This window comes from Haemophilus influenzae (assembly GCF_003494325.1).
GTDB classification, from domain to species: Bacteria; Pseudomonadota; Gammaproteobacteria; order Enterobacterales; family Pasteurellaceae; genus Haemophilus; species Haemophilus influenzae_I.
Window position 1 is genome coordinate 501,567 of the sequence record NZ_QQIK01000001.1, and the last position, 23,702, is coordinate 525,268.

General features: G+C 37.4%; 20 protein-coding genes. 9 read left to right on the forward strand and 11 right to left on the reverse strand.

Annotated elements, in window-relative coordinates:
- Positions 1–20: 20 nt before the first annotated feature.
- On the reverse strand, positions 21–1,226 hold the full coding sequence (locus DV356_RS02530) for an acetate kinase (protein WP_032824104.1): 1,206 nt from the start codon (positions 1,224–1,226) through the stop codon (positions 21–23).
- 215 nt (positions 1,227–1,441) lie between these two features.
- Here DV356_RS02530 and yfbV point away from each other — a divergent pair, with 215 nt between their 5' ends.
- From yfbV to purF, 3 genes are all read left to right on the forward strand, one after another.
- The gene (gene yfbV / locus DV356_RS02535) at positions 1,442–1,885 is read left to right on the forward strand and encodes a terminus macrodomain insulation protein YfbV (RefSeq protein ID WP_005663782.1); all 444 of its coding nucleotides are present in this window, start codon (positions 1,442–1,444) and stop codon (positions 1,883–1,885) included.
- A gap of 86 nt (positions 1,886–1,971) precedes the next feature.
- Positions 1,972–2,463, forward strand: coding sequence for a CvpA family protein (locus DV356_RS02540; protein ID WP_105875504.1), 492 nt, complete (start codon positions 1,972–1,974; stop codon positions 2,461–2,463).
- A gap of 10 nt (positions 2,464–2,473) precedes the next feature.
- Positions 2,474–3,991, forward strand: a complete 1,518-nt coding sequence (gene purF / locus DV356_RS02545) for an amidophosphoribosyltransferase (RefSeq protein ID WP_118806476.1) — start codon at positions 2,474–2,476, stop codon at positions 3,989–3,991.
- A gap of 54 nt (positions 3,992–4,045) precedes the next feature.
- Here purF and DV356_RS02550 read toward each other — a convergent pair whose 3' ends face one another.
- Both DV356_RS02550 and argR read right to left on the reverse strand, forming a co-directional pair.
- Positions 4,046–4,936 carry a TIGR01777 family oxidoreductase gene (locus tag DV356_RS02550; RefSeq protein WP_112102271.1) on the reverse strand — a complete coding sequence of 297 codons (891 nt, stop codon included), beginning with the start codon at positions 4,934–4,936 and terminating at the stop codon, positions 4,046–4,048.
- Positions 4,936–5,391 (reverse strand): transcriptional regulator ArgR, encoded by a 456-nt coding sequence (gene argR / locus DV356_RS02555; RefSeq protein WP_005667370.1) that lies wholly within the window; start codon positions 5,389–5,391, stop codon positions 4,936–4,938. The genes DV356_RS02550 and argR overlap by 1 nt, the downstream gene beginning before the upstream one ends.
- Before the next feature lie 206 nt (positions 5,392–5,597).
- On the opposite strand from argR, the gene mdh reads away from it, so the two are divergent.
- Complete coding sequence (gene mdh, locus DV356_RS02560; protein WP_105897835.1) at positions 5,598–6,533, forward strand: malate dehydrogenase; 936 nt, start codon at positions 5,598–5,600, stop codon at positions 6,531–6,533.
- An 86-nt stretch (positions 6,534–6,619) separates the two neighbouring features.
- Here the strand turns inward: mdh and lysS are convergent, their stop codons facing one another.
- Positions 6,620–8,128, reverse strand: a complete 1,509-nt coding sequence (gene lysS, locus DV356_RS02565) for a lysine--tRNA ligase (protein WP_118806477.1) — start codon at positions 8,126–8,128, stop codon at positions 6,620–6,622.
- 151 nt (positions 8,129–8,279) lie between these two features.
- A protein-coding gene (prfB, locus tag DV356_RS02570) for a peptide chain release factor 2 (RefSeq protein WP_105182830.1) occupies positions 8,280–9,378 on the reverse strand; the annotation gives its coding sequence in 2 pieces (ribosomal slippage) (positions 8,280–9,302 and positions 9,304–9,378; 1,098 coding nt in all).
- A gap of 132 nt (positions 9,379–9,510) precedes the next feature.
- Here prfB and dsbC point away from each other — a divergent pair.
- From dsbC to DV356_RS02590, 4 genes are all read left to right on the forward strand, one after another.
- Positions 9,511–10,200: a bifunctional protein-disulfide isomerase/oxidoreductase DsbC gene (gene dsbC, locus DV356_RS02575; protein WP_111691854.1), complete on the forward strand. Its 690-nt coding sequence runs from the start codon at positions 9,511–9,513 to the stop codon at positions 10,198–10,200.
- Positions 10,201–10,490: 290 nt separating this feature from the next.
- Positions 10,491–12,218, forward strand: a complete 1,728-nt coding sequence (recJ, locus tag DV356_RS02580; protein ID WP_118806478.1) for a single-stranded-DNA-specific exonuclease RecJ — start codon at positions 10,491–10,493, stop codon at positions 12,216–12,218.
- 4 nt (positions 12,219–12,222) lie between these two features.
- A complete protein-coding gene (locus DV356_RS02585) occupies positions 12,223–12,918 on the forward strand; it encodes a thiol:disulfide interchange protein DsbA/DsbL (RefSeq protein WP_112101957.1) in 696 nt (231 codons plus the stop codon).
- Positions 12,915–13,604 (forward strand): 5'-methylthioadenosine/adenosylhomocysteine nucleosidase, encoded by a 690-nt coding sequence (locus tag DV356_RS02590; RefSeq protein WP_071163254.1) that lies wholly within the window; start codon positions 12,915–12,917, stop codon positions 13,602–13,604. The genes DV356_RS02585 and DV356_RS02590 overlap by 4 nt, the downstream gene beginning before the upstream one ends.
- A 77-nt stretch (positions 13,605–13,681) precedes the next feature.
- Here DV356_RS02590 and DV356_RS02595 read toward each other — a convergent pair whose 3' ends face one another.
- From DV356_RS02595 to fbp, 3 genes are all read right to left on the reverse strand, one after another.
- A complete protein-coding gene (locus tag DV356_RS02595) occupies positions 13,682–16,408 on the reverse strand; it encodes a TonB-dependent receptor domain-containing protein (protein ID WP_118806479.1) in 2,727 nt (908 codons plus the stop codon).
- Between the two features lie 254 nt (positions 16,409–16,662).
- Complete coding sequence (locus tag DV356_RS02600) at positions 16,663–18,261, reverse strand: lactate permease LctP family transporter (RefSeq protein ID WP_118806480.1); 1,599 nt, start codon at positions 18,259–18,261, stop codon at positions 16,663–16,665.
- A gap of 413 nt (positions 18,262–18,674) precedes the next feature.
- Positions 18,675–19,679 (reverse strand): class 1 fructose-bisphosphatase, encoded by a 1,005-nt coding sequence (gene fbp, locus DV356_RS02605; protein ID WP_118806481.1) that lies wholly within the window; start codon positions 19,677–19,679, stop codon positions 18,675–18,677.
- 234 nt (positions 19,680–19,913) lie between these two features.
- Here fbp and truA point away from each other — a divergent pair, with 234 nt between their 5' ends.
- Positions 19,914–20,723 (forward strand): tRNA pseudouridine(38-40) synthase TruA, encoded by an 810-nt coding sequence (truA, locus tag DV356_RS02610; RefSeq protein ID WP_105872281.1) that lies wholly within the window; start codon positions 19,914–19,916, stop codon positions 20,721–20,723.
- Positions 20,724–20,815: 92 nt separating this feature from the next.
- On the opposite strand, the gene DV356_RS02615 is transcribed toward truA, so the two are convergent.
- Genes DV356_RS02615 through DV356_RS02625 form a run of 3 tightly spaced genes read right to left on the reverse strand, consistent with a single transcriptional unit; the run spans position 20,816 to position 23,702 of the window.
- Positions 20,816–21,832 (reverse strand): YeiH family protein, encoded by a 1,017-nt coding sequence (locus DV356_RS02615; RefSeq protein WP_118806482.1) that lies wholly within the window; start codon positions 21,830–21,832, stop codon positions 20,816–20,818.
- Between the two features lie 11 nt (positions 21,833–21,843).
- Entirely contained in the window at positions 21,844–22,653 is an 810-nt protein-coding gene (locus DV356_RS02620; protein ID WP_118806483.1) for a peptide ABC transporter ATP-binding protein, read from the reverse strand.
- Positions 22,653–23,702 (reverse strand): peptide ABC transporter ATP-binding protein, encoded by a 1,050-nt coding sequence (locus tag DV356_RS02625; protein ID WP_005693649.1) that lies wholly within the window; start codon positions 23,700–23,702, stop codon positions 22,653–22,655. Before DV356_RS02625 ends, DV356_RS02620 begins: the two co-directional genes overlap by 1 nt.

Consider the following 23,702-nt stretch of genomic DNA (forward strand, 5'->3'; position numbering starts at 1 on the left):
TTCGGCAGCTTGTTGTTAAATTAGAAACAAAGTTTTGCGGTATCTTGTGCGATAACCAATTCTTCGTTAGTTGGAAGAACAATTGCTTTAAATGCGGAATCATCAGTGGTGATTACACCATCTTTACCAAAACGTGTGGCAAGATTTCGTTCGTTATCGATTTTAATGCCGAATAATTTTAAGTGATTTAAGGCTAATTCACGAACGTGCGCTGAGTTTTCGCCAATACCACCAGTGAATGCAATTGCATCTAAGTGATCATCGCCCAACACAGCCATATAAGCACCAATGTATTTCGCTAAACGATAGCTATAAACATTTAAAGCACGTCTTGTTTCTGGTTTAGATTCATCATCGTAGTTATCTTCAGCATAACGGCAGTCGCTTGTTACTTCAGTTAAACCTAAAAGACCCGATTTTTTCACTAAAGTCTCTTCGATTTGATCCATAGACATACCTAGTGTTTTGTATAGGTAGAATACGATTGCGGGGTCAATATCGCCACAACGCGTACCCATTACTAAACCTTCTAGCGGAGTTAAGCCCATTGAAGTATCAATACATTGACCGTTACGCACAACAGAAACAGAACCACCATTACCTAAGTGACAAATAATAGCATTTACTTGATCTGCAGGTTTGCCTACATATTCAGCGACTTCACGAGAAACGAAGTAGTGACTTGTGCCGTGTGCACCATAGCGACGTACGCCGTGTTCTTTATATAAAGAGTATGGAAGGGCATAAAGGAAGGCTTCTTCAGGCATAGTTTGGTGGAATGCTGTATCAAAAACTACCACGTTTTTATCTTTTAAGTGTGGGAATGCCTTGAATGCTTCGCGAATACCAATTAAGTGAGCAGGGTTGTGAAGTGGCGCAAATTGTGCAGCATCTTCAATTCCTTTAACAACTTCATCTGTTACGATGACAGATTGAGTGTATTTTTCGCCACCGTGAACGATACGATGACCAATTGCCGCGATAGAATTTTTAAGCTCATCATTCAGAATGTTAGATGCGATAAAATTAAGCGCTTCAGTATGCGCTGCACCTGCGCCTAAATCTGCGTTACCTTTCTCTCCATTGAGTTTCCATTTGATACGTGCTTCTGGTAAGAAAAATGCTTCGGCTAAGCCAGATAATTTTTCTTCCCCTGTTGCTGGATCAAGAATTGCAAATTTGAGTGAAGAACTACCACAGTTAAGGATAAGAACAAGTTTTGACATAGGAACCCTATATTTGATTGAGGTTAATAGAAATCCATCATCTAAGATGGTTTGAAAAATCAGACATAGAATACACCTTTTGATGAATAAAATAAATTCATCGGTAAGGAAAAAATACAAACTTTATCGTATTTTTTGAAAAATTAAACTATTTTTACTAAAAATAGACTTAAAATAGCGTATGATAAGTGCGGTCAATTTTTGAGGTGTTTTTTATGGCATTTTTTTCCATTTTAAAACAGGGACAAATTTATCTTAATACTTGGCCGCTGGAGGCGAAGTTAGGCATTATTTTCCCTGAAAACCGTATTATGAAAGCCACGAGTTTTGCACAAAAATTTATGCCTTTTGTTGCTGTGTTTGCAATTCTATGGCAGCAGTTTTATGCAAAAAATGATTTGATGGCATTTTCTATTGCAATTTTGACCGCACTTTTTGCCTTGCTTATTCCTTTTCAAGGTCTTTATTGGCTTGGTAAGCGTGCCAATACGCCATTAGAAAATCAAAGTGCGGTATGGTTTTACGATATTTGCGAACGCTTAAAACAACTACATGAACCCTTGCCTTTTGTGCAAGAAAAACCGACATACCAACATTTAGCAGAAGTCTTAAAGAAAGCTCAAAGTAAATTTGAACGTGCTTTTTGGCAGGAAATTTAGTTTACGCAAACGTTTTCTTTTTGGCTTTATTTTTGTAGAATAGCTCGGTCGTTTTAAACGGCCGTTTTTCATTGAGAGATTTTTTAATGATCGATTACATTATTATTGGCATTATCGCTTTTTCCATTCTTGTTAGTTTATTACGCGGTTTTGTTCGCGAAGTGCTTTCACTCGGTAGCTGGGTTGTGGCATTTATTGTAGCAAGTCAGTTCTATCCTTATCTTGCTGCTTATCTTACGCAAATTGAATCAATGTATGTTCGTAATGGAACTGCAATCGCCATTTTGTTTGTTCTGACTTTAATTGTGGGTGCCATAGTAAATTATGTGATTAGTCAATTAGTGGATAAGACGGGTTTAAGCGGTACTGATCGCGTATTAGGTGCAGCTTTCGGTTTAGTGCGTGGTGCGCTGATTGTGGCTGCGTTGTTATTTTTTATGGATACTTTTACCAATTTTGAACAAACTGATTGGTGGAAAGAATCTCAATTAATACCGCACTTTGGTTTTATTATTGAATGGTTCTTTCAACAACTTCAGGCGAGTTCAAGTTTTTTAACTCCAACGCTTAATCAATAAGGAACACAAAATGTGTGGTATTGTCGGTATTGTTAGCCAAAGTCCGGTTAATGAATCTATTTATGCAACATTAACCCTTTTGCAACATCGTGGACAAGATGCGGCAGGTATTGTAACGGTTGATGATGAAAACCGTTTTCGCTTACGTAAAGCTAATGGTTTAGTCAGTGATGTGTTCCATCAAGAACATATGCTACGATTGCAAGGAAATGCTGGATTGGGGCATGTTCGCTATCCTACAGCGGGGAGTTCTAGCGTCTCAGAGGCTCAGCCTTTTTATGTGAATTCTCCCTATGGTGTCACTTTGGTGCATAACGGCAACTTAACCAACTCAGTGGAGTTAAAAGAAAAAGTCTTTAAAACAGCTCGCCGCCATGTAAACACGAATTCAGATTCCGAACTTCTTCTTAATATTCTCGCTAACCATCTCGATCACATTCCTCAAGATCACCTCGATCCACAAGATATTTTCTATGCCGTTCGTAAAACTCATAACGATGTTCGTGGTGCTTATGCTTGTTTAGCGATGATTATTGGGCATGGCATGGTTGCGTTTCGTGATCCTTTTGGCATTCGTCCTTTGGTGCTGGGTAAACGCGAAGAAAATGGCAAAACTGATTATATGTTTGCCTCTGAAACAGTGGCTTTAGATATTGTAGGTTTCGAATTTGTGCGTGATATTGCTGCAGGCGAAGCTGTTTATGTGACGTTTGATGGCGAGCTTTATTCACAACAATGTGCTGAAAGTGCGGTGTTAAATCCTTGTATTTTTGAGTATGTTTATTTTGCACGCCCAGATTCAACGATTGATGGCGTCTCTGTTTATGCTGCGCGTGTTCACATGGGCGAAAAACTTGGACAAAAAATTGCAAAAGAATGGGCTGATGAAATTGATAATATTGATGTGGTGATTCCCGTTCCTGAAACTTCAACAGATATTGCGTTACAAATAGCTCGTGTACTAGGGAAGCCTTATCGCCAAGGATTTGTGAAAAATCGCTATGTTGGCCGTACCTTTATTATGCCAGGACAAGCACAGCGTATTAGTTCGGTTCGTCGTAAATTGAATACCATTAAAGCTGAATTTAAAGATAAAAACGTGTTATTGGTAGACGATTCTATTGTTCGTGGCACAACCTCTGAGCAAATTGTTGAAATGGCTCGCTCAGCTGGTGCGAAGAAAATTTACTTCGCCTCGGCTGCTCCAGAAATTCGTTATCCGAATGTATATGGTATTGATATGCCGAGTCGCGATGAACTGATCGCTTATGGACGAAATGTTGATGAAATTGCAGAATTAATTGGCGTAGATAAATTAATTTTCCAAGATCTGACCGCACTTACTGAATCTGTTCAATTGGAAAACCCAGCCATTCAAGGTTTTGATTGTTCTGTTTTCACAGGCGAATATATTACAGGCGATATTAGCCCTGAATATTTAGAGAAAATCGCAACTCAACGCAATGATAACGCAAAGAAGAAACGAGAAAAACAAGCATCCAATCTTGAAATTTACAATGAACAATAAATGCTAGGCATTTAGAGGGATAAAAATCATCGTATTAAAAGTGCGGTGATTTTTTTATTTGTTTTTTAGGATGTCTTCTAGATAGTTTTCGCAATCAGCATATTGAAATTGGAATCCAGCGTTAAGTAATTTTTCAGGTACAACATTTTGACTTTCGAGTAATAGATTTGCTCGCTCGCCAAGAATAAAATGTAATAGCCATTTTGGAATGGTTGCAAAGGCAGGACGTTTTAATAGTTGAGCTAAGGTGCGGTTAAATTTATGCTGTTTTATAGACTTGGGGGCAGCGAAGTTAAACGCCCCTCTGCATTCTGAATGATCGAGTAAAAATAAAATGCCGTTTACCATATCTTCCAAAGCAATCCAAGGGAAATATTGCTCTCCCTTGCCCAGTTTACCGCCAAGTCCCCATTTGTATAAAGGCAACATTTTAGCAAGTGCGCCACCTTTTGTAGAAAATACCATGCCTGTTCGAATCAAACAAACTCTAGCATGTGCTTGTTGCGCAATATTTTCCCAATCTTGGCATAATTGTGCAGTAAAGGTTTTTGCTGTTTTGCTTGTTTCGGTAATTTTTTGTTCGTCTTGATCGCCGTAAATTCCTGTTGCTGAACCTGATATAAAAATAGGGTGTTGCTGATACTGATTGATGAATTCAACCAGTTGAGTAGTGAGGCTTAAACGACTTTCTCGTAAAATAGATTTCTGGTTTTTCGACCAAACTTTATGAAAAATTGGCTCGCCAGCAAGATTGATGATGGCATCAAACTGTTCTTGTGAATTAAGTTGGGAAAGTGCGGTAATAAATTTGATGTTTTTGTGCTTTGAGAGAGTGTGCAGCGAACTTGAGCGCGTTAAGATCGTCACTTGTTCATTGCGTAAACAGAGTTGTTCGACAAGTGCTTTGCCGATAAGTCCTGTTCCTCCCGTTAATAGAATATTCATTACAATGTGTTTTCAAATAAACGTTGGATATTTTGCAATAATTCGTCGATAGGTTTATTGTTTGTGGGCGTGACAAAAATAGTATCATCGCCTGCGATAGTACCTAAAATGCCTTCTGATTTTCCAATGGAATCAAGTAATCGTGCAATTAATTGAGCAGCACCGGGCGTCGTTTTTATTATGATTAACATCGCATTGTGATCAACATCTAAGACAAGATTTTTTAATGGACTACTGGTATTGGGAACACTTAATTCATTTGGTAAGCAATAGACCATTTCCATTTTGGTATTACGGGTGCGAACCGCGCCAAATTTGCTGAGCATTCTTGATATTTTTGATTGATTAATACCAGTAAAGCCTTGTTTTTTTAAGGCATCGACAATTTCACTTTGAGAACCAAAGCGTTCTTGGTTGAGTAATTCTTTAAAAGCGCGAGTTAAATTCTCAGTCATCTTTATTTTTCAATAGTCAAAATTTGCATAAGAATTGCATAAAAATTCACTTTCATCAACTGAAATATGAATAAGAACAAAGAGAAGAAAATATTTATCTCAGAAATGTGAACTAGATCATAGAATGATATTTCTCTATTTGTAATTGTAAGATGAACATTTTAAAATCAGTCTGTTTTAAATTAACTAACATATAAGGAGTATTTATGAAAGTTGCTGTATTAGGTGCCGCAGGTGGTATTGGTCAAGCATTAGCGTTATTACTAAAACTTCAGTTGCCAGCAGGCTCAGATTTAGCATTATATGATATTGCCCCTGTTACCCCAGGTGTTGCAGTGGATGTGAGCCATATTCCAACGGCAGTGAATGTGAAAGGTTTTTCTGGTGAAGATCCAACTCCAGCACTTGAAGGTGCGGATGTTGTATTAATTTCTGCTGGTGTTGCACGTAAACCTGGTATGGATCGTTCAGATTTATTCAATATTAATGCAGGTATCGTGCGTGGTTTAATTGAAAAAGTCGCGGTTACTTGCCCGAAAGCCTGTGTTGGTATCATCACTAACCCAGTAAATACTACCGTTGCGATTGCGGCTGAAGTGTTGAAAAAAGCAGGTGTTTACGACAAACGCAAATTATTTGGTGTGACAACTTTAGATGTGTTACGTTCTGAAACCTTTGTGGCTGAATTAAAAGGTTTAAATGTTTCTCGTACAAGCGTTCCTGTTATTGGTGGTCACTCTGGAGTGACTATTCTTCCATTACTTTCTCAAGTTCAATATGCTGAGTGGAATGAAGATGAAATCGAACCATTAACAAAACGTATTCAAAATGCAGGTACAGAAGTGGTCAATGCAAAAGCGGGTGGCGGTTCAGCAACTCTTTCAATGGCACAGGCTGCAGCACGTTTTGCTCGTTCTTTAGTAAAAGGATTAAGTGGCGAGACAGTGGTTGAATGTACTTATGTTGAAGGTGATGGCAAATATGCTCGTTTCTTCTCTCAACCAGTTCGTTTAGGTAAAGAAGGTGTAGAAGAAATTTTACCAATTGGCCCATTAAGCAATTTTGAACAACAAGCTCTAGAAAATATGTTGCCGACTTTACATGCAGATATTGAATTAGGCGAAAAATTTATTAATGGTTAATCATTAAAAAATAAGGGGGGAGTTAGCTCCCTTTTTTATGTTTCGATAAAAAAGCCACCATTTGGTGGCTTTTGTTTGTATCTTTATTATTTCTGACGCATTGCAGGGAACAAGATCACATCACGAATGGATGGTGCATTTGCATAAAGCATCGCTAGACGGTCGATACCTAAACCTTCCCCAGCTGTTGGAGGTAAGCCGTGTTCTAGTGCAACAACAAAGTCTTCATCTTTAAACATCGCTTCATCATCGCCCGCTTCTTTCGCAGCCACTTGTGCATCAAAACGTTCATTTTGATCTTCCGCGTCATTTAATTCTGAGAAACCATTACCGATTTCACGTCCGCCGATGAATAATTCAAAACGGTCAGTCACTTCAGGGTTTTCATCATTACGACGTGCAAGTGGCGAAATTTCCGCAGGATGAGCCATTAAGAATGTTGGTTGAATTAAGTGATGTTCAGCCACTTCTTCAAAAATTGCATTGACAATGCTGCCTAAACCCCAAGATTTTTGTACTTCAATACCTAAGCGTTCAGCCGTGGCTTTTGCACGATCAAAATCATATAAATCTTCTTTTACGATACCTTTGTCAGCACCATATTTAACCGTTGCATCGTGTAATGTAATACGCTCAAATGGTTTGCCGAAGTCAAATTCTAAATCACCGTATTTCACAATGGTTGTACCAAGAATATCAATCGCTAATTTACGAAGAAGTTCTTCGGTGTTATCCATTAAATCGTGGTAATCTGCATAGGCTTGATAGTATTCAAGCATAGTAAATTCTGGATTATGACGAACAGAAACCCCTTCATTACGGAAGTTACGGTTTAATTCAAATACTCGTTCAAAGCCACCCACTACTAAGCGTTTTAAATAAAGTTCAGGTGCGATACGTAAATACATATCCACATCTAATGCATTGTGATGAGTTACGAAAGGACGCGCAGATGCACCGCCTGGAATAACTTGTAACATTGGCGTTTCCACTTCCATAAAGCCTTTAGAAATGAAATATTCACGAATACCCGCGACAACTTTAGAACGAATAATAAAAGTGCGGCGAGATTCTTCGTTAGAAATTAAATCTAAATAACGTTGGCGATAACGAACTTCTTGGTCGGTTAAACCGTGGAATTTATCTGGTAATGGGCGAAGTGCTTTAGTTAAAAGTTGAACTTCAGTGGTTTTTACAGTGAGTTCATCGGTTTTTGTTTTAAATAAAGTGCCTTTAACGCCAATGATGTCGCCTAAATCCCAAGTACCAACGTCATCTTTATAAACACCTTCAGGCAAATTATCGCGTGCAACATAAAGCTGGATTTTACCGCTCATATCTTGAATAGTGATAAAAGTTGCTTTACCCATTGCACGGCGAGTCATAATACGCCCAGCAACTTGTACTTCAATGCCTTTCTCTTTTAAGATTTCCCCATCTTCTGCATCATATTGATTGTGCAAATCTTGTGCGAGCGCATCACGACGAAACTTGTTTGGAAAGGCATTACCTTTTGCACGTAATGCGGCTAATTTTTCACGACGAACGAGCATTTCGCCATTGAGATCTAATTCTTTAACTTCTTGTTCTGACATATTGTTTACCTTTTTTATAAATTAATAAGAAATTTTTATTTTCTTTGTTTACTTTAGGAGCTGTTGAAGACTAAAGGAAATATATTATCGAAAGCCCCCTTCCGTCGCTTCGTGCCACCTTCCCCCGTAAACAGGGGAAGGCAAGAAATTTTTACAAGCCTGCTTTCAAACTCGCTTCAATAAATCGATCTAAATCCCCGTCTAATACGGCTTGCGTATTACGGTTTTCTACGCCAGTACGTAAATCTTTAATGCGTGAATCGTCTAATACGTAAGAGCGAATTTGGCTTCCCCAACCAATGTCCGATTTATTATCTTCCATTGCTTGCTTATCCGCATTTTTCTTCTGTAACTCAAGCTCATACAATTTCGCTTTTAATTGTTTCATCGCTTGATCTTTGTTTTTGTGCTGTGAACGGTCGTTTTGACATTGCACTACAATGCCACTTGGCATATGGGTAATTCGCACCGCACTTTCAGTTTTGTTTACGTGCTGACCACCTGCCCCTGATGCACGATAAACATCAATACGTAAATCAGCAGGATTGATTTCAATATCAATATCGTCATCAATTTCAGGATAGACAAATGCTGCACTGAATGATGTGTGACGACGGTTATTGGAATCAAATGGACTTTTACGCACTAAACGATGAATGCCCGTTTCTGTTCGTAACCAACCAAAGGCATATTCACCGCTCACTTTAATGGTTGCTGATTTTAATCCTGCTACATCGCCGTCAGAGACTTCCATCAGTTCTGTTTTAAAGCCTTTGCTTTCTGCCCAACGAAGATACATACGCAGCAACATTTCTGTCCAATCTTGAGCTTCCGTACCGCCAGAGCCAGCTTGTAAGTCCACATAGCAATCGCAAGCATCATGTTCGCCACTAAACATTCGACGGAACTCTAATTTTTCGAGTTGTTGTTCGAGTTCATCTAATTCAGCGACCGCTTCATTGAAGGTGTCTTCGTCTTCTGCTTCGATGGCGAGTTCTAACAAGCCATCAACATCTTCTAAGCCTTGTTCTAAATTTTTGATGGTATTTACAACTTGTTCTAAAGAAACCCGTTCTTTACCAAGCGTTTGGGCTTTATCTGGATCATTCCAAACATCTGGTTGTTCTAATTCGGCATTGACTTCTTCTAAACGCTCAACTTTGGCATCAAAGTCAAAGATACCCCCGAAGCACCGAAGTGCGGTCAGATAAATCGATGATTTTATTTTTTACAGGATTGATTTCAAACATAATAAATTCACTGTGTGATAAAGTGTGGAATTATATGCTATTTTCTGATTTTTGGATAGTTTGACCTTGCAGAAATTAGCAATCTCTCTATAATTTTAGGCTTTCTTACTCAAGTAAATTTAGGAACAAAAAATGAAGAAAATTTTTACCGCACTTTTGTGCGTGGCTGCGGCTAATGCAATGGCAGATGATGCGGCAATTAAACGCAAATTACAGTCTTTTAATGTATCAAATATTGCTATTAAATCTTCGCCGATTTCAGGCATTAGAACGGCTGTCACGGATCAAGGTATACTCTATGTGAGCGAAGATGGAAAATATCTTTTTGAAGGTAAACTTTATGAACTCACAAATAATGGCCCTATTGATGTCGCAGGTAAAATTTTAGTGGATAAACTTAATTCTTATAAAGATGAGATGATTGTTTATCCTGCGAAAAATGAAAAACACGTAGTAACAGTATTTATGGATATTACCTGCCATTATTGCCATTTGTTACATCAGCAATTAAAAGAATATAACGATCTTGGTATTACTGTGCGTTACTTAGCTTTCCCTCGCGTAGGTATGAATAATCAAACGGCGAAACAAATGGAAGCGATTTGGACGGCGAAAGATCCCGTTTTTGCTTTAAATGAAGCAGAAAAAGGCAATTTACCAAAAGAAGTTAAAACGCCAAATATCGTGAAAAAACATTATGAATTAGGTATTCAATTTGGTGTACGAGGAACACCAAGTATTGTTACCTCAACTGGTGAGCTTATTGGCGGTTATTTAAAACCAGCTGATTTATTAAGAGCACTTGAAGAAACAGCACAATAATTTTATAATGAAAAACAAGGGGCAGTTGCCTACCCCTTGTGTTTTAATAGTCGGTATGCTTAATATGCTGGGGAGCTTAAAAGCATTAACAACACAAAAATTATGATATAAATACATAATTTAGGCATCATTAAAATCCTTAGCTGACACAATAGTTAGACTAATGGTCAGTAGGGCTTTTAACCCCTGTCAGCATTCAGGGTTAAAAGCCCTGACCGACAGGAAAAAGTATAGATAAAAGAGCTGTTGATTTCAACAGCTTTTTGCTTTTAGGTATGAATTAATATCCAGTGAAAAAACTTATCAAACGCCGTGAAATTCCAGTTGGAAATTCTGTTTCAACCCATCCGTTATTAGATCGCCTTTATCGTGCTCGTCATATTCAAAACACTAAAGAATTAGACCGCACTTTGAAATCAATGCTCAATCCAAATCAATTATATGGCATTGAGCAAGCTGTAAATTTATTAGTGGAAGCCTATCAACAACAGCAAAAAATTGTGATTGTTGGGGATTTTGATGCTGATGGTGCAACCAGCACAGCATTGAGTGTGCTGGCTTTAAGACAACTTGGCTTTTCTGATGTGGATTACCTTGTGCCAAATCGATTTGAACAAGGTTATGGTTTGAGTATTCCCGTGGCTGAAATGGCAATTGAAAAGGGCGTTCAGCTTTTAATGACGGTGGATAACGGCGTTTCATCTTTTGACGGTGTGGCATTTTTGAAAGAAAAAGGCATTCGAGTTTTAGTCACGGATCATCATTTACCCCCCGAAACTTTGCCGCCAGCCGATGCGATTGTTAATCCTAATTTAAGTCAGTGTCATTTCCCTTCAAAATCCTTGGCAGGTGTGGGTGTGGCATTTTATTTGATGTTAGCCGTACGAGCAAAATTTCGTGAACTCGGTATTTTTACGGCAGAAACACAACCTAATTTTACTGACTTGCTTGATCTAGTGGCACTTGGCACTATAGCTGATGTTGTGCCTTTAGATCAAAATAATCGTATCCTTGCTTATCAAGGTTTAATGCGGATTCGTGCTAGACACTGCCGTCTTGGTATTATTGCGTTGGCAGAAGTGGCTAACCGTAATGTAGAGCAGTTTACTTCAAGTGATCTCGGTTTTTGTATCGGGCCTCGTTTAAATGCGGCAGGGCGTTTAGATAATATGTCGATTGGGGTGGAGCTTTTGCTGGCGAACGAAATGTCAAAAGCCAGAGAATTAGCTTTAGATCTCGACGAACTCAATCAAACGCGTAAAGAAATTGAAGCAGGTATGAAGCTTGAGGCAATAAAAATTTGTCAAAATCTTACCGCACTTTTTAAAGAGTTACCCTATGGTATTACGCTTTATCAACCTGATTGGCATCAAGGCGTATTAGGCATTGTGTCATCAAGGATTAAGGATCAATATCATCGTCCAGTGATTGCCTTTGCACAAGATAGTGAGGGAATTTTGAAAGGTTCCGCGCGTTCTATTGAGGGGTTACATATGCGTGATGTTTTAGAGCGTATTCATTCGCAACATCCTAATATGATTTTAAAATTTGGCGGACACGCAATGGCGGCAGGCTTGAGTATTCGCGAAGAACATTTTGCGGATTTCCAACATATTTTTAATCAAACCGTTGCCGATTGGTTTGATGAAGAACATATGCAAAGCATAATTTGGACAGATGGCGAACTGAATTCAAATGAATTTAATCTTGAAACGGCAGAGTTGATAAAATCGGTAGGCACTTGGGGACAAGGGTTTCCTGAGCCTTGCTTTGATGGCGAATTTAAAATTTTGGATCAGCGTGCGATTGGGCAAAATAAAAATCATCTAAAAATGTTGCTAGAACCGAAACAAGGTGGGGTTTTATTAGATGCGATTGCGTTTAATATTGATACAAGATTGTATCCTGATCTTTCAATTAAACAGGCTCGTTTAGCCTATAAATTAGATATTAACGAATTTCGTGGCAATCGTAGCCTACAATTATTGGTAGATTATATTGAGCCTATAGATGAGTGATAGAATGAAATTAAAAGGGCTGTTGGCATTTTGTTTGCTTTTTTTATCGTCGTTTGTTTTAGCAGAAGTCAATCAGAAAGAATTTTCAGTACAAAATTCTCCGTACTTGCCATCACGGGACACCATTTATTTTGAAGATGGGCGCGATTATTTTTCTTATCAAGAACCTATTGAACAAGCGTCTCGAGCCGATAAAAAAATACGGATTCAATTCTTTTTTGATTATGATTGTCGAGTATGTTCTTCAGCGCAGGATATTTTAGAACTTTATAGCCAAATACGCACACATAAAGTTGTGTTGGAACAATATCCTATTGCAACTGCCGATAGCCAGTTTAGCGCACGCATTTTTTATACTTTGCAAGCATTAAGTGCGGTGGAATTATCTAATGTTTTATTATTTGAAACTTCAGAAAAATCCCGTTATACAGAATTGTCTACATCAAATAAAATTCAGCAATGGGCGGAAGAACAAGGGCTAGATAAACAGTTATTTATTCAAACTGAAAATTCACAAAGCGTAAAAGAACAAATTCAAGATGCGATTGAATTGACGGAAGAATATGGTGTGTTTACCTATCCTTACGTTGTTATTGGGGGAAAATATGTACTCACTGCGAGTACGCTTTATAACGATGATTATAGCGTTGCAGTGTTAGATTTTTTGGTAAATAAAATAGAGCAGGAACAAAAACAATGAAAATCGGAATTGTTGGCGCAATGGCGCAAGAAGTGGAAATTTTAAAAAATTTAATGACAGAGAGAACGGAAACTTGCGTAGCAAGTGCGGTCATTTTTGAAGGCAAAATTAACGGTAAAGATGTTGTATTATTACAATCAGGCATTGGCAAAGTGGCAGCTGCAATTGGCACGACGGCATTATTGCAATTAGCCAAGCCAGATTTTGTAATCAATACTGGCTCTGCAGGTGGGGTAGCAAAAGGCTTGAAAGTGGGGGATATTGTGATTTCTGATGAAACACGCTATCACGATGCGGATGTGACCGCTTTTGGCTATGAAAAAGGGCAATTGCCTGCTAATCCTGCGGCATTTTTATCAGATAAAAAATTAGCAGATCTCGCTCAAGAAATTGCAGAAAAGCAAGGGCAATCAGTAAAACGTGGCTTAATTTGCTCTGGCGATAGTTTTATTAATAGTGAAGACAAAATTGCACAAATAAAAGCAGACTTCCCGAATGTGACGGGGGTTGAAATGGAAGCCACAGCGATTGCACAAGTTTGCTATGCGTTTAATGTGCCTTTTGTGGTGGTTCGAGCAATTTCTGATGGCGGCGATGGCAAAGCAAGTATGTCTTTTGAAGAGTTTTTACCATTAGCGGCGAAGCAGTCTTCGGCGTTAGTGTTGGGGATGATTGACAGACTGTAGTAATAATCTTTTAATAAGATAATAAATTCTAAAATTAAAGGCATAGCTTATTAGCTATGCCTTTTTATATGAACCTATTAGAATTTATAGTTTAAACTCAGAATATAAGTTCTTCCACGTGCAAAGTTATAAAGCACGGTTTTATCTGAACCACCGCTACAAGCAGAAGGATCTGCCGCACATTCGATAGAATTATTTAAACTTGAATAATAACGTTGCGAAGCCGCGTCATTTCCAGCATCTAATGGATCAACATAACGTTTATCTAATAGATTTTGTACTTCCGCTTTAATAATCAAATCTTTGATTGGTTCATAGCTGACGTGTAAATCTAAAATAATCGGTTGTTTTTTAATCTCTTCTGTTTTTTTCACGGCATAGTAAGTTCTTTGACCTAAAGTATATTTTTCATAGCGAGAGCCATTGATATATTCTTCTTCAATTGTCGCACGTTTACTTTTTCCATAATAACGAGCTGCCATACCCAAAGTTAATTTTTTATCAAACCAACGTGTACCAAGCTCTAATCTGCCGTAGTCTTTTGGTAGCATTGAAACACGAGATAAGCCATAACCTTGTTTCAAAATATCTTCTTTTGAAGCATTATTCGGACGTGGGCTGGCATCGGCATAATTGGTTGGCTGATTAGTACGTTGATAAGCGTAAGAGACATTCGCAAAAAAACGTCCCATATCATAATTAAGCTCTAACTCAGCACCGCTTTTTTTCACGATAGGTTGATAATTTTGATGTGCGATATTAAAGCGAAAACCATTACTGCTTGCCCACGTAGGTACAACGCCATTTCTCCACCAAACACCGTAAACATTATGGATATAGTTTTTAATAAAGCTACGATAACCCACTAATTTGATGCCTAGCACATCGTCTTGAGTGAATAGACCTTTTTTATAAGTATTAAAGCCTAATTGATAGGTGTCAGATTGTTCAGGTTTTAATGCCGTGTTTACCCCTACATCAGACACTTGAGAGAAAAACATCTCTTGAATATTCGGCATTCTGTGTGTGCGTGAATAAGTGAAAAATGGCATAAAATAATCGCTTAGTTCTGCACTTAATGTAGCAGAATGATTGAATGCCTTTTTATGACCTGATTTATGCAAAATCGGTTCCGCTCCATTTTCATATCCAACATACTCACCATTAAAGGCATAATGGGTAAAATTCACGCTGTAATTTAAATGATAAATGCCTTTAGAAAGTGCGGTATCAAAATAGACCGTTTTAAATTTTTGCTTGCCAGAAGGTTGTAAAATCACTGAACGTTGGGGTAGTAAACTTCGGGTACCTTTAAATCGTCCTAAATGGCTGTAGTTACCTTGATCGTGTGAAGCATCGTTATAAAACAAACTTAATTCTTCTGGAAAACGGTTTTTACTGTATTCATTGGTAAAATAGTTAAAACCTAATGTGGTTTTTAAATCAATTTCTTTTGGCAACAAGAAAGTATGGCTGTTATTTATATCAACAATATTTGCGACATTTTTGGTAATAAGTTTGTCTGCCACTTGCCAGCCAGCAAAAAATCCACCCTTAGGATAAATGGTTTTACCAATGTTATGTGCAGCCATTAAATTAAGATCAAGATAGCTGTTATTATTGAAGTTATAATTGACTTGGTAATTACGGTTTTCAATTTTGCGAGAACCAATTTTATTATCCAACGTGCGTAATTGCGCCCCTAAATTTTGGTGATCATCGCCATATTCAAATTTTAATAAATGGCTACGAGAACGAGATTGCAAACTACCCGGCTCAATCGGTGCAACACTATATTGATCTTTATTACGTTCAAATGATTTGTCAGTTTCTTCAATTCCATCATTACCTTTTTGGAGCTTTTCAATATCCTTAGGTTTTTTTCCATTTGTTAATAATTCTTGTAGAATTTCTCTTCTAGTCTTTGCAGCAGATCCAATACGATAATAACTACAATCACCATTTTTCTGATAATCTGGTTTGTTACAAGACCAATGTTTTTTGCTTAAATCAGGTGTCCATTGCCCTTCAGGATTTAAAATATAACCCGCATTACGAAAATAAGCTTCTTTTTCTTTCGCGAGAATATCCTGCCCTAATGATGCTAATCGTTCTCCGCCACCGATACGGTAATCTTGAGATACTTCACGTTGGCTATAACCATACACCACGCCTACATAGCCACCATTATCAAGCCATTTTCTGCCAGCAGCCATTGTCATAAAATTGGATTTAGTGGCATTACTCCCTGTCATTCCTTTCAGAATAATGCCAAATGGTTTGTCATCGGTAATAACATCATTAACGCCTAATGTTCTAAAATTAGCACTGCCTGCTAACGCATTTATACCGCTTGCTCCTGAAAAGTTGCTTTTATTAACATCTACACCTGCAATAAAATTAGGATCGATTGCCGCACCAAATTGAGAACTTCCGCCTGATTGACCTGAGTCTAAGGCTGTAGAATAGAAGGTCTGTGTTACACCATCAACCATAGTATTGACACGACCTAATCCATTTTCGCCACGAATATTCACAGAAACGACACCCGAGCCTTTATCTTGTTGAGTAAATGCACCAGGGATACTTCGAATCACTTGGTCAATGGTTTGTGTTTCCTTAAAGACATTTTCACGTGTACTTTTGGCTTTGGCTTCAGTGAAAGGTTTTTTATCGTTTGATATAACTTTTTCCACTACATCAATTTGTCCTAATGTTTCTTCGGCTTGAGCTTGTGTAATCGTCATACCGATCGTATTAATTAGGCCAAGTGTAATTAAATTTAATTTTATAGCTTTCTTCATTATAGTTCCTATTTATTTTTGAGAAATATTATGATTATCCATTTTATTAAGAGGGATCTCAAGGAATGATTTAATAAATTTAATGAAAATACCTAAAAAATAATAAAAAAATTAATTTTTAGAGAGAAAATACGTTTAGAAGATAGAGAAAAAGAAAGTTTGGTTTTTGCAAAATGGACAAATTCATTCGCAAAATCAACCGCACTTTAAAATAGGAAATGACCGCAAAAGTGCGGTCATTTTTGGCGTAAATTTTATAGATTATAAAATAAAGGTACTAAGAACAGCGCGCCAAGTGCGGCAATGATACCGTAAATGATCATAGGTATAATGGTTTTCTTAATAATTGTGCCTTCTTGGTTTGAAATATTTAACACTGAACTTACCGCTACAATGTTATTTATACATACCATATTCCCCATTGCCCCACCAACAGATTGTAAAGCAAGAACAAGTGCGACAGAAATGCCTGTTGTTTCTGCGGTAGAAAGTTGAACACTACCAAATGTTAGGTTGGATACGGTATTTGAACCTGAGAAAAAGGATCCAATCGCGCCTAAGAAAGAGGAGAAAATAGTCCAGTTACTACCAGAAATTTCAGCAAAAGTTCTACCTATAATTTTTACCATAGAATGTTCGCCACCCACTAACATTAGGTTTACCATCACTAAGGCACCAATTAAGGCAATAAATGGATTTTTAGATTGTTGTAAACTTGATACAAAAATCTGTTTAACATTTGAACTGGAAATTTTAAAGAAAGGAATCGCAATTAGTACTGTAATGACAAATGGAATCAATGCGGGTACGTAAAGAAGTTTATAGCTTGATGAAACATTTGAGCCAAAAATATTTTTTAAGCTAAAGATTAAACCTTTGCTAATTTCAAATAATCCTAACGAACCTAATGTGGTTGAGAACCAAATAGTTGCGTCATTCATCATTGCTTTGAATGGTAATTGATGAATACGAGTCACAATTAAAAATGCAATAAGTAAACCTGTCGGAAATAATGCTTTAACTACTTCTCCTGCACTTACCGCATTATTATCAAGGGTATTTGTTACTTTTGCTAAACCAATATTGCGATTAGCAGCCCATACAGAAATAAATAAGCCGATTGCCCCCCCAACGAGTGATGGAAATTCGTAATTGACTTGAGCAATCAAGAAATAAGGTACTACGCAACCCAGTACGCTAATATAGATAAATACGATGTTTTTACGAATATCATCCCAATTTACTAAGATACGAAGTGCTAATAATGGGATAATAAGTGCAGCAATGGAGTGTATAAATGCTGTAATAGACCCAATTTCTAAAATCATATCTTCTGATAATTTTAAAGCACCAAAACCAAACCAAGTTGGTGTACCTACCGCACCAAAGGATACGGGAACTGAGTTCATAATAAGTGCCAACATCGCCACTTTTAATGGATGAAAACCTAATCCCACTAAAATAGGTGCAGCAATTGCCGCTGGTGTACCAAAACCACTTGCTCCCTCGATCATAAAAGCAAACGCCCAACCAATAATCATTAATTGTGCAACGGGATTTGGATTAATATTTCCTAGCCATTTTCGCATAATATTTGTTGCGCCTGAAATTTCAGAGAAACGGTTAAAGAGAATCGCACCAAAAATTACTGTAATAGGTGTTTGTACCGCAATAATTGCAGAAACAACATTTGCACTAATAGTGACAATATCTGTATTAAAGTGTAAAAGATGAACACCCATAACTAATGTCGCAATCCAAGGTAAGGCAACATAAGAAGGTAGCGCGTTTCTTTTTACCATAAGATAAATCAGTAAAACGATAGGAAAAATACTTAGAATAAAAGACAGCATAAAATATCCTCAGAGTTAGATTAAAAGATGTGGTTATTTTATGGATTTATATGCAAAAGCATATACCTATTTTAAGAAAATGTGATCAATATCTCATAAAATTTAACATTTTATTTTCATTTTTTACATTTTTATTACTATTTGTGTTTAGTTATAGTATTAATAGAAGAATATGGAATATGATAAAGATTGTTTAATGCCATATTAACATTAGCAGGATTACCAAATTCTCACTATAATGCGCAAAATTTTGAGAATGAAAGGATAATTTGTATGGGAATGATTATTACTGTTGATGGTCCTAGTGGTGCTGGGAAAGGGACGCTTTGTTATGCGTTGTTATGCGTTGGCTGAAAAGTTGGGCTATGCTTTTTATTGATAAAAATCTCCCCTTTTAATCGAGGAGATTTTTATTATTCTTCTTTAAATTCTTCCATCATTTCTTGCGCTTTTTTTACCATATCTTCTGAACCCACAAATAATGGAGCACGTTCATGAAGTGCGGTTGGTTCGATATCTAAAATTCGACGATAACCATCCGTTGCGACACCACCAGCTTGCTCCGCTAAAAATGCAATAGGATTGCCTTCATATAATAAACGGAGTTTTCCATTTGGATAGTTGGTTGCACTTGGGTAAATATAAATGCCGCCTTTTAATAAGTTTCGGTGGAAGTCTGCTACAAGTGAACCAATATAGCGAGAGGCGTAAGGGCGATTGGTCGCTTTGTCTTCTTCTTGGCAATATTTAATATATTTTTTCACACCTTGTGGGAATTTGAGGTATTGTCCTTCGTTGATGGAATAAATACGCCCCGTTTTTGGCATTTGCATATTTTCGTGGGAAAGACAGAATGTACCGATTGATGGATCATAAGTAAAACCATTGACTCCGTTACCTGTGGTATATACCAACATAGTTGATGAACCATAAACAATATAACCTGCGGCAACTTGTTTATTCCCAGGTTGTAAGAAATCTTCTAAGGTTACAGGCGTTCCAATTGGAGATATGCGACGGTAAATGGAGAAAATTGTTCCTACAGATACGTTTACATCAATATTTGAAGAACCATCAAGGGGATCCGTTAAAATAATATATTTTGCATTACGTCCACGTTCCGTATCAAATGCGATAAAACTTTCTTCTTCTTCAGAGGCAAACCCAGCCACTTCTTCACGAGCCATTAATGCCGCTTTCATCGTGTTATGGGCGAATAAATCGAGTTTCATTTGACTTTCGCCTTGTACATTTTCAATACCAGATTGACCGAGAATATTTGTTAAACCTGCTTTGTTAATATCTCGATGAATAATTTTCGCTAAAAGACGAATTGACGACAAAATACCACTCAATTCCCCCTTTGCATTTGGGTATTCTGCTTGGCGTTCAACGATAAATTCACTTAATGTTTTCATAATTTTCCTTTTAGTTTTTCATAATACGTTGATTAATTATAGGGAATCTGGAGTGTAAACTCTAATGGCAGATTATCAGAATGAGATCTTTATCACAAAAATTTCACATTAATTGTTGTAATTTTTAGAAGCTATCACTTATTTGTTAATTAATTCTGGAGTGATTTTGTGAATTTGCGCTCCAAATAAACTTGGGCTACCATAACCGCACTTTATTAAGCCAAAAGGTAAAAAATGAAAATTGCATTAGGCATTGAGTATAACGGGCAAAATTATTATGGTTGGCAGAGACAAGAAAAAGTCCGCAGTGTACAAGAAGAATTAGAAAAGGCACTTTCTCACATTGCTAATGAAAAAATTGACATATTTTGTGCGGGGCGAACGGATTCTGGCGTAAGTGGAACGGGGCAGGTTGTTCATTTTGAAACCAATGCGGTTCGTCCAGAGAAGGCTTGGGCTTTTGGTACGAATGCTCATTTACCTGATGACATTGCGGTGGCTTGGGCAAAACAAGTCGATGATGAATTTCACGCCAGATTTTCCGCAACAGCACGCCGTTACCGCTATATTCTTTATTGTAATAAATTACGCTCTGCGATTTTAGCGGGAGGAATAACCCATTGTCATTTAGATTTAGATGCGGAAAAAATGCATCAGGCAGGGCAATGTTTACTTGGCGAACAGGATTTTTCCTCTTTCCGTGCGGCGCAATGTCAGTCTCATACGCCTTGGCGTAATGTGCATCATTTGAATGTGTCTCGTATCGGAAAATATATTATTGTTGATATTCAGGCGAACGCTTTTGTGCATCATATGGTGCGCAATATTGTGGGAAGTTTGATTGAGGTCGGTGCTGGAAATCAGCCGATTGAATGGATGCAATGGCTACTTGAGCAGAAAAATCGTCAGCTTGCCGCACCAACAGCAAAACCCGATGGATTGTATTTGGTGGATGTGATTTATCCACAAAAGTTTGATATTCCTAAACGCCCAATTGGCCCTTTATTTTTAGAGGATGGTTTATTAAATCGTCCTTTCAAATAAAGCGTAATTTCATCTTTTAAATAACCATATCTGAAAATATTCTTCATAAAAAAAGACCGTACTTTAAAAGTGCGGTCAATGTTAAGTGAATTTTATATTAATTTTGATATTCCATAGTTCACTAAAAATCCACCAATCACTAGCCATAAATAAATCAGCATCCCTAAAATCAGAGGTTTTAGTCCTGCTTTCTTGATTGAGCTTGCTTGTGTCGTTAATCCAAGTGCAGCCATCGCTGAAATTAATAAGAAAGAATCGATTTCAACGAATAATTTCACGAGTTCTTTTGGTAATAAATCAAAAGAATTAAAAATGGCAACGCCAATAAAAAGTACAGCAAACCAAGGAATTGTAATTTTGTGTGACGTATTTTCTGATACCCCATCACTACGTGTTAATAACCAAGAAAGCATTAATAAAAATGGTGCAAGCATCATCACTCGGAGCATTTTGGTAATGACGGCGGTATTCGCCACGATAGGATCTATATTTCCCCCGATAGCGTAAACTTGAGCCACTTCATGCACGCTAGAACCAACATAAATACCGAATTGATGAGCGTTAATTAAATGTTGTGACCAAGTGTAGAAAAATGGATAAGTAAAAATAGAAAGCGTCCCGAAAATGACCACTACGGCAATCGCCACTGAAACTTTATGAGATTCTGCTTTGGTAACAGGCTCTGCCGCCATAACCGCTGCCGCACCACAAATACTACATCCTGCCCCAGTGAGATAAACCAATTGTTTATCCATTTTTAGATAACGAATGCCCAAAAGTGCGGTAAGAAAAAAGGTTGAAATTAGCATAATGGCATCAGTGACAACAGCATTTAAGCCAACATCGGCAATATCGCCAAAAGTGAGGCGAAAACCATACAGCACAATGCCAGTGCGAAGAAGCGTGCCTTTGGCAAATAATACGCCTTTTTCTACTTGTGTTGAAAATTGCGGGTAAATGGTATTGCCGATTGCCATTCCCAGTAAGATGGCAATAATTAAGGCACTGATATGATAATGATGGGAAAAGTCGGTGCTTCCTAAATAGTTAGCAAGTACAGCGATAATCGCGATAAATATAAGTCCGAAATAAAAGGGACGAGTGTTCATTTTTTCTTTCCTTAGTGAGCGTTTTTGTCTTTTACCCAAGCGGTTTCATCTAAAATTTTGCCAAAATAGCTTTCGACTAAGCGACGAGTAACATCAGTTTGTGGATCAGTAAAAAGATTTTGAGGGCTGCCATATTCAATCATTTTTCCTTCATCCATTACGATAATCGTATCTGCAATATGTTTAATTACACCGAGATCTTGCCCTACATAAATATAAGAAATACCTAAACGTTGCTGCAGATCAAGGGTTAAATTTAGTAATTGAATGCGCACCGAGACATCTAAATTACCAATTGCATCATCTATAATAATTATTTCAGGTTCTAAAATCAGCGCACGTGCCAAAGCGACACGCTGTTTTTGGCTAATAGAAAGATGCTTAATATTGAGATTTGTGTAATCAGGATACAGCCCAACAAGAGAGAGGGTCTCAAAGATTTTTTCATTACGTTGTGTTTCTGTCCAATCTGTCGCTAGGCTTAATGGTTCGTCTAATATTTGTCCAATATTTAAACGTGGGTTAAATGCAGAATTGACATCTTGGAAAACCATACGAATATGTTTAGCTCTAGATTGGGCATCCTGATATTGTAATTCTCGATCATTAAATAAAATTCGACCAGAAGTTGGCGGAATAATGCCTGCTATCATTTTCACTAGGGTTGATTTACCAGAGCCATTATTGCCAATGATTGCAAGTGTTTGTTTACGTTCAAGGGTAAAACTCACTTTATCCACTGCATTGAATTGATTTCGACCAAATAAACTGGCGTGACCTTTAAAAGTTTTAGTTAAATCTTCCACTTGTAATAAGGGCATTATTCATTTCCTTTGCAATTAAGTATAAAAGGGGTGGCGGTTGTTTTTTCTTTGAAATTTTTTTCTCGTAAATTAATAGGATAATGACAAGAAAATTCGTGTTGTTTTATTTTCAATCGTCTTGGTTTTTCCATACATTTTTTTTGTGCAAAAGGGCATCTTGGGCCAAGACGACAGCCAATTGGCATTTGCTCTAAAATAGGCGCGGTGCCTTCTAACGTACCCAATTTAGTTTTAAACCCCAAAGGTTGAGTAAAATCGGGTACTGCATTAATTAAGGCTTGGGTATAAGGATGATGGGGACTTTCGATTAATATTTCAGTCGGGGCAGATTCGGTATTTTGCCCACAATAAAGCACTGAAATTTGATCGCACCATTCACTAATACTTTTAATATCGTTACTCGTAAGTAAAATTGTTGTTCCCTGATTTTGGTTCATACTGGAAAGTAAACGAAAAACTTGTAGGGCAGTGGTTGATTCTAATGCATTTGTTGGTTCATCTGCGATTAATAAACGTGGCTGATTAGCGACAGCCATTGCGATCATAACTTTTTGTCCTTCGCCTTCTGTCAGTTCGTTAGGATAGCTTGCCATAATATCACGATGATCTTTAATTCCTACGCGATGTAACAATTCAATAGCACGTCTTTTTTTCCACCCAAACCATTTCCACCATTTATTTTTAAATGTCCAATTAGGAATATTTTGGATGAGTTGTTTCCCTATTTTTCGACTTGGATCAAGGCAAGATAAGGGATTTTGGAAAATCATGGATATTTCTTTACCCACTAACTTTCGGCGTTTATTAGGACTGAGTTTAAGTAATTCGACATCGTGAAAACGAAAGCGATCGGCAGTAATAATCCAATTTTCTTTGATTGCATTACAAATGACTTTAGCGATTAAGCTTTTTCCTGAGCCTGATTCGCCAACTAATCCACTGATTTCCCCTTCGTTAAGGGAAAGATTGACGCCATCTACAATTTTTATACGTCCATTGGAGGTTTGAATTTCAATATTGAGGTTACAAATGTCTAAAAGTGCCAT

Bases quoted from the DNA above. Each gene is read 5' to 3' on its own strand.
- DV356_RS02530 (WP_032824104.1), bottom strand. From the start codon at position 1,226: ATGTCAAAACTTGTTCTTATCCTTAACTGTGGTAGTTCTTCACTCAAA.
- yfbV (WP_005663782.1), top strand. From the start codon at position 1,442: ATGGCATTTTTTTCCATTTTAAAACAGGGACAAATTTATCTTAATACT.
- DV356_RS02540 (WP_105875504.1), top strand. From the start codon at position 1,972: ATGATCGATTACATTATTATTGGCATTATCGCTTTTTCCATTCTTGTT.
- purF (WP_118806476.1), top strand. From the start codon at position 2,474: ATGTGTGGTATTGTCGGTATTGTTAGCCAAAGTCCGGTTAATGAATCT.
- DV356_RS02550 (WP_112102271.1), bottom strand. From the start codon at position 4,936: ATGAATATTCTATTAACGGGAGGAACAGGACTTATCGGCAAAGCACTT.
- argR (WP_005667370.1), bottom strand. From the start codon at position 5,391: ATGACTGAGAATTTAACTCGCGCTTTTAAAGAATTACTCAACCAAGAA.
- mdh (WP_105897835.1), top strand. From the start codon at position 5,598: ATGAAAGTTGCTGTATTAGGTGCCGCAGGTGGTATTGGTCAAGCATTA.
- lysS (WP_118806477.1), bottom strand. From the start codon at position 8,128: ATGTCAGAACAAGAAGTTAAAGAATTAGATCTCAATGGCGAAATGCTC.
- dsbC (WP_111691854.1), top strand. From the start codon at position 9,511: ATGAAGAAAATTTTTACCGCACTTTTGTGCGTGGCTGCGGCTAATGCA.
- DV356_RS02585 (WP_112101957.1), top strand. From the start codon at position 12,223: ATGAAATTAAAAGGGCTGTTGGCATTTTGTTTGCTTTTTTTATCGTCG.
- DV356_RS02590 (WP_071163254.1), top strand. From the start codon at position 12,915: ATGAAAATCGGAATTGTTGGCGCAATGGCGCAAGAAGTGGAAATTTTA.
- DV356_RS02595 (WP_118806479.1), bottom strand. From the start codon at position 16,408: ATGAAGAAAGCTATAAAATTAAATTTAATTACACTTGGCCTAATTAAT.
- DV356_RS02600 (WP_118806480.1), bottom strand. From the start codon at position 18,261: ATGCTGTCTTTTATTCTAAGTATTTTTCCTATCGTTTTACTGATTTAT.
- fbp (WP_118806481.1), bottom strand. From the start codon at position 19,679: ATGAAAACATTAAGTGAATTTATCGTTGAACGCCAAGCAGAATACCCA.
- truA (WP_105872281.1), top strand. From the start codon at position 19,914: ATGAAAATTGCATTAGGCATTGAGTATAACGGGCAAAATTATTATGGT.
- DV356_RS02615 (WP_118806482.1), bottom strand. From the start codon at position 21,832: ATGAACACTCGTCCCTTTTATTTCGGACTTATATTTATCGCGATTATC.
- DV356_RS02620 (WP_118806483.1), bottom strand. From the start codon at position 22,653: ATGCCCTTATTACAAGTGGAAGATTTAACTAAAACTTTTAAAGGTCAC.
- DV356_RS02625 (WP_005693649.1), bottom strand. From the start codon at position 23,702: ATGGCACTTTTAGACATTTGTAACCTCAATATTGAAATTCAAACCTCC.